We start from the raw sequence: 14,628 nt of genomic DNA on the forward strand, positions 1-14,628 counted from the left end.
GAACAGAGCCGAACATAGGCAGCCTGTCGGCCCGGCGCTGTCTACCATCACTGTCATGCGGGAAGCGGGTGCTCCCGGGCCGCGGCGACGCGCCCGGAGCCGGCCACGCCGCGAGCCCGGGCCGCTGCCCCGGGCCGTCGCCCGGATGGTGGTGCGCGCCGCCGACGGCGCCACCCGGGCGGTGACGGCCCTGCTCGGCGCCAGCCCGGCGGCCGGCCGCGAGCGGATCAGCGAGGCGGAGCTGCGCGACCTGGTCGCCGCCAACACCCTGCTCGACCCGGTCGAGCGCCGGATCATCGACGAGGTGCTGGCCGCGGGCGCGAGCCTGGTCCGCGAGGTGATGATGCCGCGCACCGAGGTCGTCTTCCTCTCCGCCCGGCTCACCCTCGCCGAGGCGGAGCGGATGGTCCGGGCCGAGACGCACACCCGCTACCCGGTCGTCGACGGCACCCACGACGACGTGGTCGGCTTCGTGCACCTGCGCGACGTGCTGCTCCGCCCCGACCTCGACCCCCGCACCACGGTCGGCGAGCTGACCCGGGAGGTGAAGCGGCTGCCCGGCAGCAAACGGGTGCTCGCCGCGCTCAGCGAGATGCGCCGGGAACGCCACCACCTCGCCGTGGTGGTCGACGAGTACGGCGGCACCGCCGGCATCGTCACCCTGGAGGACCTGATCGAGGAGCTGATCGGGGAGATCCACGACGAGTACGACACCGCCCCCGACCCGGTGCACGCGGGCCTGCCCGCCGTGGTGGACGGCCGGCTCAACCTCGCCGACTTCGCCGAGCGCACCGGCGTGAGCCTCCCGCCGGGCCCGTACGAGACGGTCGGCGGCTTCGTGATGGCCGCGCTGGGCCGGCTCCCGGTCGTCGGTGACGAGGTGCCGGTGCTCGCCGGCCCGGCCGGCGACGGCGGCGCGGGACCCGACGACCCGTCCGGCGGCTGGCTGTTGCGGGTGCTCACGCTGGAGGGCCGCCGGGTGGCCCGGCTCACGGTCTCCGCCGGGCGCCTGCCGGAGCCACGGCGCGAGGTCGGCGCCCCGACACCGGTGGGGCGCAGCCGACCCGCCGGCCCGTCATGACGCGCACCGGGTCTTGCTGACAGAATTGCCGCCATGTCCGATGTTCCCGCCCGCCCCCGCGTCTTCTCCGGCATCCAGCCGACGGCCGACTCGTTCCACCTCGGCAACTACCTGGGCGCCGTGCGGCACTGGGTGGCGTTGCAGGACAGCCACGAGGCCTACTACTGCGTGGTCGACCTGCACGCGATCACCGCGGGGCACGACCCGAAGACGCTCGTGCACCGCAGCCGGATGGCGGCCGCCCAGCTCTTCGCCGTCGGCATCGACCCGGAGCGCAGCGCGCTCTTCGTGCAGTCGCAGGTGCCCGAGCACTCGCAGCTCGCCTGGGTGCTGGGCTGCATCACCGGGTTCGGCGAGGCGAGCCGGATGACGCAGTTCAAGGACAAGTCGCAGAAGCAGGGCGGCGAGCGGGCGAGCGTCGGCCTGTTCACCTACCCGATCCTGCAGGCCGCCGACATCCTGCTCTACCAGGCCGACGCCGTGCCGGTGGGCGAGGACCAGCGCCAGCACCTGGAGCTCTCCCGCGACCTGGCCCAGCGGTTCAACTCGCTGTTCGGGCAGACCTTCACGGTGCCCGCGCCGCACATCGTCAAGGACACCGCGAAGATCACCGACCTGCAGGACCCGACGGCCAAGATGTCGAAGTCCTCCTCGTCGCCGGCCGGCATCGTCAACCTGCTGGAGGATCCGGCCCGCTCGGCCAAGAAGATCCGCTCCGCGGTCACGGACACGGGGCGGGAGATCGTCTTCGACGCCGAGACCAAGCCCGGCATCTCCAACCTGCTGACCATCCACTCCGCGCTGAGCGGGCGGAGCGTCGACGACCTGGTCGCCGCGTACGCCGGCAAGGGCTACGGCGACCTGAAGAAGGAGCTCGGGGAGGTGGTGCGGGAGTTCGTCGGCCCGATCCAGGAGCGCACCCGCACCTACCTCGACGACCCGGCGCAGCTGGACAAGCTCCTCGCCGCCGGCGCGGAGAAGGCCCGGGCGCTCGCCGGAACGACGCTGCGCACCGTGTACGAGCGGGTGGGCTTCTTCCCGCCGGTGCGCGGCGAGTAGCGCCCCCGGCGCGACGGGTGAGGGCGGACGGGTCGGTGGCCGGAGGGATGACGCACAGCGTGGATCGCAGGGACGGGGCACCGGACGCCGGTGACACCATCGAGATCGGCATCGCGGTGGACATCCCGGAGCCGTGGGGCGGCATGCTCACCCGGCGGCGGGTCGAGGCCGGCGACCCGCGGGTCGTGCCCGCGCACGTGACCCTGCTCGGGCCGACCGAGATCCCGGTGGCGACGCTGCCGGCGGTGGAACGGCACCTCGGCGCGGTCGCCGCGGCCCACCTGCCGTTCACCCTGCACCTTCGGGGCACCGGCACGTTCCGGCCGGTGACCCAGGTCGTCTTCGTGGCGGTGGCCGCCGGGATCAGCGAGTGCGAGCTGCTCGCCGCCGCCATCCGCGCCGCCCCCGAGCTGCACCGCGAGGCGCGCTTCCCGTACCACCCGCACGTCACCGTCGCGCAGGACGTCGCGCCGGAGGCGCTGGACAGGGCGTACGAGGATCTGGCCGACTTCTCCGCCATGTTCGAGGTCGAGGCGTTCACCCTCTTCTCGCACAGCGGGCAGACCCGGTGGCAGCCGCGCCGGGACTTCCGGCTGGGCGGCTGAGCGGTCGCCCGGGTGCGCCACCAGCGCCACGGCGGCCCCGCCGTCAACGCCGACCCCCGCCGTACGACCGCTGCCCGGCGCGGGCTGCCGCCCGGTTGCCCGCACGGGCGTGGGAGATCGGCGAGGATGACGGCGTGAACGTGCTGGGCCGCATCGAGGCGGGCATCGACCGTCGGATCAGCGCCACGCGCCGCCGGTGGTCCGCCGCCGACCACCTGTGGCGGGCCGGCGTGCTCTACAACGACGTGCTGGGCGGGCGGCTGGCCGCCGCCATCGCCTACTACGGGTTCTTCGCGGTCTTCGCGCTGGCGCTGGTCGGATACTCGATCTTCGGGGCCATCCTGGAGGACAACGACGAGGTCAGCGCGGCCGCCGCGGACTTCCTCGGGGAGAACCTGCCGTTCCTCGACCCCGTGCAGATCGCCGACAGCAGCGGCACGGTCGGGGTGGTCGGCCTGATCATCCTGGCGTTCACCGGGATCGGCTGGGTGGAGGCGATCCGCTCCTCCCAGCGGCTCATGTACGGGCTCAACCAGCAGCCCGGCAACCTGGTGGTCCGCCGCCTGGTCGACCTGGGCGTGCTGGTGGTCATCTTCGTGCTGCTCGGCGTCTCGGTGGCGGCGGTGGACGCCCTGGAGTCGCTGCTGGGCTTCCTGCTGCGCAGCACCGGCTCGCTCGGCCTGACCACGGTCAGCGCGGTGCTCAGCGTGCTGGTCAACGCGGTGCTGGCCACCCTGCTGCTGGTGGCGGTGCCGAGGCTGCGGATGAGCCGGGCCCGGCTGCGCCCGGTGGTGGTGCTGGTCGCGGTCGGCATCACGCTGCTGAACACCGTCGGGCGCTTCTACGTGGTGCGCACCGAGCGGAACCCGGCGTACACGGTGGTGGCGGGCGCCGTGGGGCTGCTGCTCTACCTCTACCTGCTCAACCAGTTGGTGCTCTTCGGCGCGGCGCTGGCCGCGACCAGCCCGCGCGGGCGGGTGGTGGACCTGGCGGAGGGCCCGGCGCCGGTGGACCTGGACGCGGACACGGATCCCGGCGCCCCGGGCGGGGCCGGATGAGTGGGGGAGCGGGCGTGCGGATCTCGGTCGACCAGGGCTCGGCGGTGCCGCCGTACGAGCAGGTGCGCGGGCAGCTCGCGGAGCTGATCGGGACGGGCCGGTTGGCGGTGGGCACCCGGCTGCCCACCGTCCGACGCTTCGCGGCCGACCTGGGGCTGGCGGCGAACACGGTGGCCCGGGCCTACCGGGAGCTGGAGACGGCCGGTCTGCTGGAGACCCGCGGCCGGCACGGCACTTTCGTCGCACCCGGGCGCGATGATGCGACGGACCGGTTGCAGCGGGTGGCGGCCGACTACGCCGCCGAGGCCGCCCGGTTGGGCGTGCCGCCCGCGGCGGCGCTGGCCCTGGTCCGCGCGGCGTTGGACGCGGCGCGACCGGGCTGACGGCGCGGTCGACCCGGCCGCCGCCGACGACGACAGCAGGAGGAGACCGATGCCCGAGGCGCACACCATCCTGGTCGAGACGGCGGTGGCCGCCCCCGCCGACCGGATCTGGCGGGCCCTGACCGAGCCGGAGCAGGTGCGGCAGTGGTTCGGCTGGGACCACGAGGGCCTGGCCGACGAGATCCGGTTCATCTTCGTCGACCACGCCGAGCCCGCCCCGCCGGACCGGATCGCGCTGGCCGCCGGGCAGGAGCTCCAGCTCGTGGGCGAGGGCGACCGGACGCTGCTGCGGGTGGCCGTCCCCGCGACGGCCGACGTCGCCGGGTGGGACGCGATCACGGAGGGCTGGCGGGCGTTCTTCGAGCAGCTGCGCTTCCTGCTGGAGCGGGCACCGGCGGGGCCGCGGCACACCGTGCACCTGACGGGCACCGCGACCGGGGCGCAGGCGCTCGCCGTGCTCGACGCGGCGGGCCCGACGCAGCGGTGGCACGACAGCCCGCGCCAGCGGATCGTGGTGGACGCCGAGGGGCGGCTGCTCGCCGTGGCCGCCGGCGCGCCGCTGGGCGACGGCGCGGCCTCGCCCGTCAGCCTGACGGTCAGCGCCTACGGCCTGGACGAGGCCGGGCTCGACCGCCTGCGCCGGGTCTGGTCGGCCCGGTGGCAGGCCGCCGTCGGCGTTCCGGCCGCCCCGCCGGCGACCGCGCGGCGGGATCCCGACGGTGAATAGGGGCGATTGCCTCCCGGGTCTGCGGCGCGACGGACCATGATGGGCGCGTGGGCGCACTCGTGACACTGGACCTGCCGGACGGCTCGCCGATGCTCGGCCTGCCGTGGATCATCACCTTCGGCCCGCTCGGCGACGCCGACGAGTGGGAACCGGTGGTCTGCGGCCCCTACGAGCGACCGCACGCCCTCGCGCTGGCCGAGGCGATCGTCGCCGAGGAGCAGCTGATGGCGGTGGTCGAGCCGCTGCTGCCCGCGCTCTCGGCCGAGGAGATCCGGGGCGAGATCGCCGCGGCGCAGGTCGCCGCCGAGGACGAGGCGGCGCAGCTCGACCAGGCCGACCTCTACGGCGACTTCGAGGACACGATCGACGAGGAACTGGAGGCGGCGGCAGCGGAGGAGGACCGTGCGGAGCCGCTCGCCCCGCCCACCGAGGCCGAGCTGCGGGCCGGCTTCGGGCGCATCGCCGCCAAGCTCACCGGCGGCGCCTGAGCCGATCCGGGCGCGACACGCGCCCAGATGGACGCCGGCACCCCCGGAGCGGACTCCAGGGGCGCCGGCGCCACCTCACCCCCCACCACAAGGGGTCGGTAGCCCAGTCGCCCGTCGGCGCGGGGCACAACGGACGACCAGGTCGATGACGGGTTACCCGCTCAGCGCCGTTCGAACCAGGCAGCCGCGTCGACCGGAAGCAGGTGGCCGGAGCCCTGCCCGGTGAGCGGCTCGCTGGCGGCGATCGGCGCGCCGTACCCGTCGATCAGGGCCGGCGCACCGCTGATGTTGACCACGCAGGTCAGCACGGTGTCGCCGGCGGCGCGGCTGAAGGCGAGCAGGCCCGGCCCGGCCTCCAACCAGGTGACCCCGCCCGCGTCGGCGGCCAGCGCCGGGTGCTCCCGGCGGATCCGCAGCGCGGTGCGGTAGAGCTCCAGCGTCGAGCCGGGCACGCCGGTCTGGGCGGCGACCGAGAGGGCGCGCCAGGTCGCCGGGGCCGGCAGCCAGCTCAGTTCGCTGCCCTCCGGCCCGAAGCCGTACGGGGCCAGCTCGCCGCTCCACGGGATCGGCACGCGGCAACCGTCCCGGCTCTGGCCGGTGCGCAGGAACGCCGGGTCCTGGCGCAGCTCGTCTGGCAGGTCGAGCACCTCCGGCAGGCCCAGTTCCTCGCCCTGGTAGATGTAGGCGCAGCCGGGCAGGGCGAGCATCAGCAGGGTGGCGGCCCGCGCCCGGCGCAGCCCCTCGGCGCCGTCACCGTAGCGGGTGACGTGCCGCTGCTTGTCGTGGTTGGAGAGCACCCAGGTGGTGGGCGCGCCGACGATGGTCGACTCGGCGAGCGCGGTGTCGATGACCTTGCGGAACGAGTCGGCCGACCAGGTCGCGTCGAGGAAGTCGAAGCTGAACGCCTGGTGCAGCTCGTCGGGGCCGATGTAGCGGGCGAGGCGCTGCGGGGTCTCGGCCCACGCCTCGGCGACCGCCATCCGGCCGCCCGGGTAGCTGTCGAGGATCGGCCGCCAGGCGCGGTAGATGTCGTGCACCTCGTCCTGGTCGAAGTAGGGGAGCCGGCCCTTGCCGAGCAGCTCCGCCTGACGCTGGCCGGTGGTCATCGAGCTGAACCCGACGTCCGGCAGCCCTTCGGCCTTGATCATGCCGTGCGCCACGTCGATCCGGAACCCGTCCACGCCCCGGTCGAGCCAGAAGCGCAGCACGCCCTCGAACTCGGCGCGCACCTCGGGATGACGCCAGTTCAGGTCCGGCTGGGCCGGGTCGAACAGGTGCAGGTACCACTGGCCGTCGTCGATCCGCGTCCACGCGGGGCCGCCGAAGATGCTCTCCCAGTCGTTCGGGGGCAGTTCGCCGTTCTCGCCGGTGCCCTCGGCGAAGAGGTAGCGCGCGCGCTCGGGGGAGCCGGGCCCGGCCGCCAGCGCCGCCTGGAACCACGGGTGCGCGCTGGAGGTGTGGTTGGGCACCAGGTCGACGATGATCCGCAGGCCGAGGGCGTGCGCGTCGGTGATCATCGCGTCGAAGTCGGCGAGCGTGCCGAACATCGGGTCGACGTCGCGGTAGTCGGCGACGTCGTACCCGCCGTCGATCATCGGCGAGGTGTAGAAGGGCGTCAGCCAGAGCGCGTCCACCCCGAGGTCGCGCAGGTACGGCAGGCGCTCGCGGATGCCCTGGAGGTCGCCGACGCCGTCGCCGTTGGAGTCGGCGAAGCTGCGGACGTAGACCTGGTAGACGACCGCGGAGCGCCACCAGTCGTCGTCGGTGGTCGGCGGCGTGGGGTTGCTGACGGTCATCTGTGGCGTTCCCCGTTCTGTGGCGCGGGACGGCGGCACCCGGCGCGGTGCGGGTGCGGGGGCGGTGTCTGAGCAGAATGCCGCCCGTTACTGCAAGAGTCAAGCATTCCTTGCGCAAGAAATGGCGGCGGCCGTGCCGTCACCCTGCCGGCTCACGTCCGGCCGGCCCTTCGATGGCCCGCCGACCAGGCCGGACGAGGGCCGGGCGAGGGCCAGGACGGGCGAGGGCCAGGATGGGCGAGGACCGGGGCGGGCGAGGACCAGGATGGGTGAGGGCCGGGGCGGGCAGGCGGGAGCCCGGCGCGGGCGGGGCCGGGAGTCCGGGGCGGTCAGGCCGGGACGGCGAGCGCGGGCGGCGCCGGGCGCTGCCGCGAGGCGCCGCCCTGGGCCGGTCGCGCGGCGCCGGTGGGGGCGACCGCGGTGGAGCCGCGCACCACCAGTTCCGGGCGGAACACGTACTCCGAGTTCGGGGCGGCGTGCCCGTTGATCTCGTCGACCAGGGCCCGGACGGCGGCGACCGCCATCGCGGCCACCGGCTGGCGCATGGTGGTCAGCGGCGGATCCGTGAAGGCCATCAGCGGGGAGTCGTCGTAGCCGACCACCGACAGCTCGCCGGGGACCGACATGCCGCGCTGCCGGGCGGCCCGGATCGCGCCGAGCGCCATCAGGTCGGAGCCGCAGACGATGCCGGTGACGCCGCGCTCCAGCAGCCGGGCCGCGGCGGCCTCGCCGCCCTCCACGCCGAACAGGGAGAGCTCGGCCAGCTCGTCGAGGCCGGCCTCGTCGACGCCGACCAGCCGGCCCATCGCGGCACGGAAGCCGGCCACCCGACGCTGCACCGGCACGAACCGGTCCGGGCCGGTGATCAGGCCGATGCGGCGGTGCCCGAGTGCCACCAGGTGGGCGACGGCCAGCTCGGTGGCCTCCCCGTCGTCGCAGGAGACGAAGGGCGCGGGGATACCGGGCGCGTACCCGTTGATCATCACGACGGGCAGCGGGCGGGCGATCAGGGCCCGGTAGCGGTCGTGGTTGGCGGCGGTGTCGGCGTGCAGGCCGGAGACGAAGACTATTCCGGAGACCTGCCGGTCCAGCAGCATCTCGACGTACTCGTCCTCGGTGACCCCGCCGGCGGTCTGGGTGCACAGCACGGGCGTGAAGCCGCTCTGCGCCAGGGTCGACTCGATCACCTGGGCGAAGGCGGGGAAGATGGGGTTGTCGAGTTCGGGGACCACCAGGCCCACGAGCCCGGCGCTGCGCTTGCGCAGCCGCGCCGGGCGCTCGTAACCGAGTACATCGAGGGCGGTCAGTACGGCCTGCCGGGTCTCGGGGGCCACTCCGGGGCGGTCGTTGAGCACCCGCGACACCGTGGCCTCGCTGACTTCGGCCTGTTGGGCGATGTCGGACAGTCGAGCGCGCATGGGCGCACTTTAACTCACCGGCAAGTTCTTGCGTACACTTCTGCAATCCCTTCCATTCTCTGCAACCTCTTGCTAACGTCCCCGCAACACGCGAGAGCAGCGGCGCAGCACGCCGGGCGCCGGTTGGCAAGAAATTTACAGAGCTTCCACTGGCGGGTCGCCCTTCCCCCGGCGTGCCGCCATGACGACAGGAGTACCGATGCGCATCCGTACCGCGGGTGTGGTCGCCGTCCTCGGCCTGGCGCTCGCCGCCTCGGGCTGCGGCAGCGACAGCAGCGACGAGCCGGCCGCGAAGGAATCCACCAAGGCCGCCGCCGGCGGCAAGCTGGTGATCTGGGCCGACGACAAGCGCACCGCCGCCCTCAAGCCGTTCGCCGAGAAGTTCGGCCAGGAGAACGGCGTGACGGTCGAGGTCCAGGCCGTCTCCAAGGACCTCCAGACCAACTTCGTCACCGCCTCGCAGCAGGGCAGCGGCCCGGACGTCGTGGTCGGCGCGCACGACTGGATCGGCAACCTCGTCCAGAACGGCGCCATCGACCCGGTGCAGCTCGCCGCCGAGCAGAAGAGCGGCTTCAACGAGACCGCCGTCAAGGCCGTGACGTTCAACGGCCAGCTCTACGGCGTGCCGTACGCCATGGAGAACCTGGCGCTGATCCGCAACACCGAGCTGGCCCCCGAGGCGCCGAAGACCATCGAGGACCTGGTCGCCGCCGGCAAGAAGCTCAAGGCCGAGAAGAAGGCCAGCGAGATCCTCTGCCTCCAGTCCGGCCAGAACGGCGACGCGTACCACATCTACCCGCTCTACACCTCCGGTGGCGGGTACCTCTTCGGCACGACCGCCAACGGCGACTACGACCCGAAGGACCTGGGCGTGGGCAAGCCGGAGTCGATCGAGGCGTTCAAGAAGATCGCCAAGCTCGGTGAGAAGGGCGAGGGCGCGCTGAAGCGCTCGATCACGGGCGAGAACTCGATCGCCACCTTCACCGGCAAGAAGTGCGCCTACCTGGTCTCCGGCCCGTGGGCCGTCGCGGACGCCAAGAAGGCCAACATCAAGTACGACATCTCCCCGGTCCCCGGCTTCGCCGGTGGCAAGGAGGCCCAGCCGTTCGTGGGCGTCCAGGCGTTCTACGTGGCGTCGAAGGGCAAGAACAAGGCCCTGGCCCAGGAGTTCGTGGCCAACCACGTCACCACCCCCGAGCTGGCCGTGGCGCTCTACAACGCCGAGCCCCGTCCGCCGGCGCTGACCGCCGCGCTCGACCAGGTCAAGGGCACCGACCCGGACCTGGCCAAGTTCCAGGAGGCCGGCAAGAACGGCCAGGTGCTCCCGGCGATCCCGGCCATGGCCACCATCTGGGACCCGTTCGGCAAGGCCGAGGCCGCCATCATCGGCGGCGCCGACCCGGCCAAGACGATCACCGCGGCCGGCAAGACCATCTCCGGCCAGATCAAGTAATGAGCACGTCGCTGTCCGGCCCGGGGGCTGCCACGCAGCCCCCGGGCCGGGAGCCCGTCGGCGGCGGGCTCCCGGGCAAGTCCCGCACCGCGCGGCACCACGCGCCGATCACCGCGAGCGGTCTGCTCGTCAAGGTGGTCCTGCTCGGCCTGACCGCCGGGATCGCGATCTGGGCGGCCTTCCCGCTCGTCGACGCGAAGAAGTGGGTCGGCCTGGCGCTGCTCGTCGCCACCACCGCCGGGCTCTTCTACCTCTACCTGACCCGCCGGCACATCCCGGCGAAGTACCTGGTCCCCGGCACGCTCTTCCTGATCGCGTTCCAGATCGTCCCGGTGCTCTACACGGCGAGCACCGCCTTCACGAACTTCGGCGACGGCCACCGCGGCACCAAGCAGGACGCCGTCGTCGCCATCCAGACCGCCTCGGTCAAGCAGGTGCCCGGCTCCACCGAGTACGCCCTCTCCGTCGCCACCGAGGGCGACCCGGCGACCGGCCCGCTCGTCTTCCTGGTCAGCGACCCGGGCACCGGCACCGTCTCGGCCGGCGACGCCGGCGGGCTGCGCCAGCTCGACCCGGCCGACGTCACCGTGGCCCCGGGCGGCAAGGTCACCGCCGCCGACGGTTACACGGTGCTCAACTTCGGCCAGGCCAGCGCCCGCAGCCAGGAGATCACCGACCTGGTGGTGCCGACGTCCGGGGGCGCGCTGCGCTCCGCCGGCCTGTCCCGCGCCTACGAGGGCAAGGCGGTCCGGTCGTACGACGCGGGCTGCGACTGCATCACCGACACCGAGACCGGCAGGACCTGGAAGGCGGACGAGGAGACCGGGGCCTTCGTGGCCGCCGACGGCGAGCGGCTGGCCCAGGGCTGGAAGGTCACCGTCGGGCTGGAGAACTTCTCCCGGGTGCTCACCGACCCGGCCATCTCCGGGCCGTTCTTCGGCACGCTGCTGTGGAACTTCGCCTTCGCCATCGGCTCCACCGGCGGCACGTTCGTCCTGGGCATGTTCATCGCCCTGGCCCTGCACTCGCCCCGGATGCGGGGCACCAACCTCTACCGCGTCCTGCTGATCCTGCCGTACGCCATGCCGTCCTTCGCGATGCTGCTGGTCTGGCGGGACATGTTCAACACCGACTTCGGCCTGATCAACAACCTGTTCGGGCTCGGGGTGGACTGGTTCGGCCAGGAGTGGTCGGCCCGGGTCGCGGTGATCCTGGTGCAGCTCTGGCTCGGCTACCCGTACATGTTCCTGGTCGCCACGGGCGCGCTCCAGGCCATCCCGAAGGAGCTGACCGAGGCGTCCTCGGTCGACGGCGCGTCGCCCTGGCAGTCGTTCCGGTCGGTCACCCTGCCGCTGCTGCTGGTGGCGCTCTCCCCGCTGCTGATCGCGTCGTTCGCGTACAACTTCAACAACTTCAACGCGATCTACCTGACGACCGAGGGCGGCCCCTTCCCGGCGGACAACCCGACCGCGGGGGCGACGGACCTGCTGATCACGTACACGTACCGGCTGGCCTTCGGCGCGCAGGGCGCCCAGTTCGGCCTGGCGGCCGCGGTGTCGATCTTCATCTTCACCATCGTCGCGGTGGTGTCGGCGGTGAGCTTCCGGCGCACCCGTAAGCAGGAGGAGGTGTACTCGTGACCGCGCTGCACGGCACTGCGGCCGCGGGCGGCGCGAGCGGCGCCGCCCCGGCCGTCAACCGCAACGCGGGCCGGCGCCGCAACCGGTGGTTCGCCCAGGTCGGCTGGCGTCACCTGGTGGGCGTGCTGGCGGTCGCGTTCAGCCTCTTCCCGATCCTGTTCGTGCTCTCGGCCGCGCTCAACCCGCTCGGCACGCTCTCCTCGACGGAGCTGCTGCCGACCGGGGCGTCGGTGGAGAACTTCACGAACCTCTTCGACCGTACGGCGTTCGAGTGGTGGTTCTTCAACTCGCTGCTCATCGCCGGGGTGGCCTCGTTCGCGTCGGTCTTCCTGTCGGCGCTGGCGGCGTACGCCTTCTCCCGGATGCGCTTCGCCGGCCGCCGGGTCGGTCTGCTCTCGCTCCTGCTGATCCAGATGTTCCCGCAGTTCCTGGCGATCGTGGCGATCTTCCTGATCTTCACGACGATCACCGACCTCTGGCCGGCGATCGGCTTCAACACCCCGTGGGGCCTGCTGCTGCTCTACCTGGGCGGCGCCCTGGGCGTGAACACCTGGCTGATGAAGGGCTTCTTCGACACGCTTCCCCGGGAGCTGGACGAGTCGGCCACGATGGACGGCGCCACGCACGCCCAGGTCTTCTTCCGGATCATGCTGCCGCTGGTGGCCCCGATCCTGGCGGTGACCGGCCTGCTCGCCTTCATCGGCACCATCAACGAGTTCCTGATGGCGAACGTCTTCCTGACCAACAGCGAGTCGAAGACCCTCGCGGTCGGCATGTTCGGCCTGGTGGCCGGGGAGCGCAACAACAACTTCGGGATCTTCGCGGCGGGCACCCTGCTCACCGCGATCCCCACGGTGCTGGTCTTCCAGATGGTCCAGCGCTACATCGTCTCCGGCCTCACCGCCGGAGCCGTCAAGGGCTGAGCCTCCTCGGCTCACCGCTGCGGCAAGGGCGTCGGCGTCCGACGTACACCGGAGCAGTCACGGGTCGACCGCCGCGGTCGGGAAACCGGCCGCGGCGGGAGACCCCTTTCTCTCCCCGTCCGACCGACGCGAAAGGCACCGCCATGTCCCTGTTGCCGCACCACGACGGCTCCGCCCTGTACGTCCCCGAGCAGGAACCCGCGCTCGGCGACTCCGTCGACGTCTTCGTCCGGGTGCCGGCCGGCGCCGACGTCCGGCAGGTGCACGTGCGCACCACCGGCGACGGCGAGCCCCGGTTCACCGAGGCGGTCGTCGACCGCACCGACGGCGGCGACGTCTGGTGGCGGGTGCCCGTCGAGGCCCGCAACCCGGTCAGCAACTACCGGTTCATGCTCACCGGCAGCCGCGGCTACCGCTGGCTGAACGCCGCCGGCGTGGTGGCCCACGACGTGCCCGACAACGGCGACTTCAAGCTGGTCACCCACGCCCCGCCGCCCGCCTGGGCCCGCGACGCGGTGATCTACCAGATCTTCCCGGACCGGTTCGCCCGCTCCGCCGCCGCCGCCGGCCGCGAGCTGCCGGACTGGGCGATCCCGTGCGACTGGGACACCCCGGTGATCGGGCGGGGCCCCGAGACCCCCCGGCAGTTCTACGGCGGCGACCTGGACGGCGTCACCGGGCGGCTGGACCACCTGGACCGCCTCGGCGTGAACACCGTCTACCTGACGCCGATCTTCCCGGCCCGCTCCAACCACCGCTACGACGCGGCCAGCTTCGACACCGTCGACCCGCTGCTCGGCGGGGACGCCGCCCTGGCCCGCCTCGCCGACGCCGTACGCGCCCGGGGCTGGCGGCTGCTCGGCGACATCACCAGCAACCACACCGGCGACGCGCACGAGTGGTTCACCAGGGCCGCCTCCGACTCCTGCGCGCCCGAGCGGGAGCTGTACTACTTCGACGAGACGACCGGAGACTACGAGTCCTGGAACGGGGTCCGGTCGCTGCCGAAGCTGAACTGGGGCAGCGCCGAGCTGCGCCAGCGCTTCGCCACCGCCGACGACTCGCTGCTGCGCCGCTGGCTGCGCCCGCCGTACGGGCTGGACGGCTGGCGGGTGGACGTGGCGAACATGACCGGGCGGCGGGGCGCCGACGCGTACACCCACGAGGTGGCGGCGCTGCTGCGCGAGGTGGTCGGGCGGACCCGGGCCGACGCGCTGCTGATGGCCGAGCACGGCCACGACCACACCGGCGACCTGGACCGGAACGGCTGGCACGGCACGATGAACTACGTCGGCTTCACCGACCCGGTCTGGTCCTGGCTGCGCCACGGCGACCAGCCGGTACCGAACTTCCTCGGCACCCCGGGCGGGGTGGTGCGCCGGGACGCGGACGCGGTCCTCGCCACCATGAACGCCTACCGCTCGCTGGTCTCCTGGCGGTCGTACACGCACTCGTGGCAGCTGCTCGGCTCGCACGACTCCGCCCGGATCAGGACGGTGGTCGGCGACGCCGCGCGGCAGGAGGTCGCCGCCGGCCTGCTCGCCGCCATGCCCGGCACCCCGATGATCTTCGCGGGCGACGAGCTGGGCCTGACCGGCACCAACGGCGAGGGCTCGCGTACCCCGATGCCGTGGCACCGGCCGGAGAGCTGGGACGCCGCGACGTTCGCCGCGTACCGCGCCCTGGTCGCGCTGCGCCGCGCGGAGCCCGCGCTGCGCCACGGCGGCCTGCGCTGGCTGCACGCCGACGCGGACACGCTGGTCTTCCTGCGCGAGGCGCCGACCGGCACGGTGCTGGTGCTGGCCCGCCGCGCCGCCGGCGAGCCGCTGCGCCTGACCGGGCTGCGGCCGGGCGAGAACCTGTACGGCGGCGCCCCCGCCCTGCGCCCCGACGCCGACGGCGCGGTCACCCTCCCGGCGGACGGCCCCACCTTCCAGGCCTGGCGGCTCTCCTGACCCCTACCCGCCCCGCTACTACAATCCGTCGTTGATGGGGGA

13 protein-coding genes are annotated in these 14,628 nt (G+C 73.2%); 11 read left to right on the plus strand and 2 right to left on the minus strand.

The features are described from left to right. Window positions 1-55: 55 nt before the first annotated feature. The 7 genes from AB0G08_RS09000 (at window position 56) to AB0G08_RS09030 (ending at window position 5,401) form a co-directional block, all read left to right on the plus strand. Window positions 56-1,081, plus strand: a complete 1,026-nt coding sequence (locus AB0G08_RS09000; protein WP_358085262.1) for a hemolysin family protein — start codon at window positions 56-58, stop codon at window positions 1,079-1,081. 33 nt (window positions 1,082-1,114) lie between these two features. Further along, complete coding sequence (gene trpS, locus AB0G08_RS09005; protein ID WP_358085266.1) at window positions 1,115-2,140, plus strand: tryptophan--tRNA ligase; 1,026 nt, start codon at window positions 1,115-1,117, stop codon at window positions 2,138-2,140. Window positions 2,141-2,187: 47 nt separating this feature from the next. Beyond that, window positions 2,188-2,745: a 2'-5' RNA ligase family protein gene (locus tag AB0G08_RS09010; protein ID WP_357870101.1), complete on the plus strand. Its 558-nt coding sequence runs from the start codon at window positions 2,188-2,190 to the stop codon at window positions 2,743-2,745. A gap of 134 nt (window positions 2,746-2,879) precedes the next feature. After that, complete coding sequence (locus tag AB0G08_RS09015) at window positions 2,880-3,803, plus strand: YihY/virulence factor BrkB family protein (protein ID WP_358085269.1); 924 nt, start codon at window positions 2,880-2,882, stop codon at window positions 3,801-3,803. Then, window positions 3,800-4,186 carry a GntR family transcriptional regulator gene (locus tag AB0G08_RS09020; protein ID WP_358085272.1) on the plus strand — a complete coding sequence of 129 codons (387 nt, stop codon included), beginning with the start codon at window positions 3,800-3,802 and terminating at the stop codon, window positions 4,184-4,186. The genes AB0G08_RS09015 and AB0G08_RS09020 overlap by 4 nt, the downstream gene beginning before the upstream one ends. Window positions 4,187-4,235: 49 nt before the next feature. Beyond that, window positions 4,236-4,913 (plus strand): SRPBCC domain-containing protein, encoded by a 678-nt coding sequence (locus AB0G08_RS09025; RefSeq protein WP_358085275.1) that lies wholly within the window; start codon window positions 4,236-4,238, stop codon window positions 4,911-4,913. Between the two features lie 47 nt (window positions 4,914-4,960). Beyond that, entirely contained in the window at window positions 4,961-5,401 is a 441-nt protein-coding gene (locus tag AB0G08_RS09030; protein WP_358085277.1) for a hypothetical protein, read from the plus strand. 161 nt (window positions 5,402-5,562) lie between these two features. Here the strand turns inward: AB0G08_RS09030 and AB0G08_RS09035 are convergent, their stop codons facing one another. Together AB0G08_RS09035 and AB0G08_RS09040 are read right to left on the minus strand one after the other, a co-directional pair. After that, complete coding sequence (locus tag AB0G08_RS09035; RefSeq protein WP_358085280.1) at window positions 5,563-7,197, minus strand: glycoside hydrolase family 13 protein; 1,635 nt, start codon at window positions 7,195-7,197, stop codon at window positions 5,563-5,565. 329 nt (window positions 7,198-7,526) lie between these two features. Next, on the minus strand, window positions 7,527-8,615 hold the full coding sequence (locus AB0G08_RS09040; protein WP_358085283.1) for a LacI family DNA-binding transcriptional regulator: 1,089 nt from the start codon (window positions 8,613-8,615) through the stop codon (window positions 7,527-7,529). Between the two features lie 199 nt (window positions 8,616-8,814). Here AB0G08_RS09040 and AB0G08_RS09045 point away from each other — a divergent pair, with 199 nt between their 5' ends. The 4 genes from AB0G08_RS09045 to AB0G08_RS09060 all read left to right on the plus strand — a co-directional run bounded on the left by AB0G08_RS09045 (window position 8,815) and on the right by AB0G08_RS09060 (window position 14,586). Then, window positions 8,815-10,068 (plus strand): maltose ABC transporter substrate-binding protein, encoded by a 1,254-nt coding sequence (locus AB0G08_RS09045; protein ID WP_358085285.1) that lies wholly within the window; start codon window positions 8,815-8,817, stop codon window positions 10,066-10,068. Next, the gene (locus AB0G08_RS09050) at window positions 10,068-11,708 is read left to right on the plus strand and encodes an ABC transporter permease subunit (RefSeq protein ID WP_358085289.1); all 1,641 of its coding nucleotides are present in this window, start codon (window positions 10,068-10,070) and stop codon (window positions 11,706-11,708) included. Before AB0G08_RS09045 ends, AB0G08_RS09050 begins: the two co-directional genes overlap by 1 nt. A 113-nt stretch (window positions 11,709-11,821) precedes the next feature. Next, window positions 11,822-12,631, plus strand: coding sequence for an ABC transporter permease subunit (locus AB0G08_RS09055; RefSeq protein WP_358085586.1), 810 nt, complete (start codon window positions 11,822-11,824; stop codon window positions 12,629-12,631). A 143-nt stretch (window positions 12,632-12,774) separates the two neighbouring features. Beyond that, entirely contained in the window at window positions 12,775-14,586 is a 1,812-nt protein-coding gene (locus tag AB0G08_RS09060; protein WP_358085291.1) for a glycoside hydrolase family 13 protein, read from the plus strand. The last annotated feature ends 42 nt before the right edge of the window (window positions 14,587-14,628 follow it).

The sequence above is a fragment of the Micromonospora sp. NPDC023644 genome (assembly GCF_040640115.1).
Lineage (GTDB): Bacteria > Actinomycetota > Actinomycetes > Mycobacteriales > Micromonosporaceae > Micromonospora.

Bases quoted from the DNA above. Each gene is read 5' to 3' on its own strand.
- AB0G08_RS09060 (WP_358085291.1), top strand. From the start codon at position 12,775: ATGTCCCTGTTGCCGCACCACGACGGCTCCGCCCTGTACGTCCCCGAG.
- AB0G08_RS09025 (WP_358085275.1), top strand. From the start codon at position 4,236: ATGCCCGAGGCGCACACCATCCTGGTCGAGACGGCGGTGGCCGCCCCC.
- AB0G08_RS09040 (WP_358085283.1), bottom strand. From the start codon at position 8,615: ATGCGCGCTCGACTGTCCGACATCGCCCAACAGGCCGAAGTCAGCGAG.
- AB0G08_RS09050 (WP_358085289.1), top strand. From the start codon at position 10,068: ATGAGCACGTCGCTGTCCGGCCCGGGGGCTGCCACGCAGCCCCCGGGC.
- trpS (WP_358085266.1), top strand. From the start codon at position 1,115: ATGTCCGATGTTCCCGCCCGCCCCCGCGTCTTCTCCGGCATCCAGCCG.
- AB0G08_RS09045 (WP_358085285.1), top strand. From the start codon at position 8,815: ATGCGCATCCGTACCGCGGGTGTGGTCGCCGTCCTCGGCCTGGCGCTC.
- AB0G08_RS09035 (WP_358085280.1), bottom strand. From the start codon at position 7,197: ATGACCGTCAGCAACCCCACGCCGCCGACCACCGACGACGACTGGTGG.
- AB0G08_RS09010 (WP_357870101.1), top strand. From the start codon at position 2,188: ATGACGCACAGCGTGGATCGCAGGGACGGGGCACCGGACGCCGGTGAC.
- AB0G08_RS09000 (WP_358085262.1), top strand. From the start codon at position 56: ATGCGGGAAGCGGGTGCTCCCGGGCCGCGGCGACGCGCCCGGAGCCGG.
- AB0G08_RS09020 (WP_358085272.1), top strand. From the start codon at position 3,800: ATGAGTGGGGGAGCGGGCGTGCGGATCTCGGTCGACCAGGGCTCGGCG.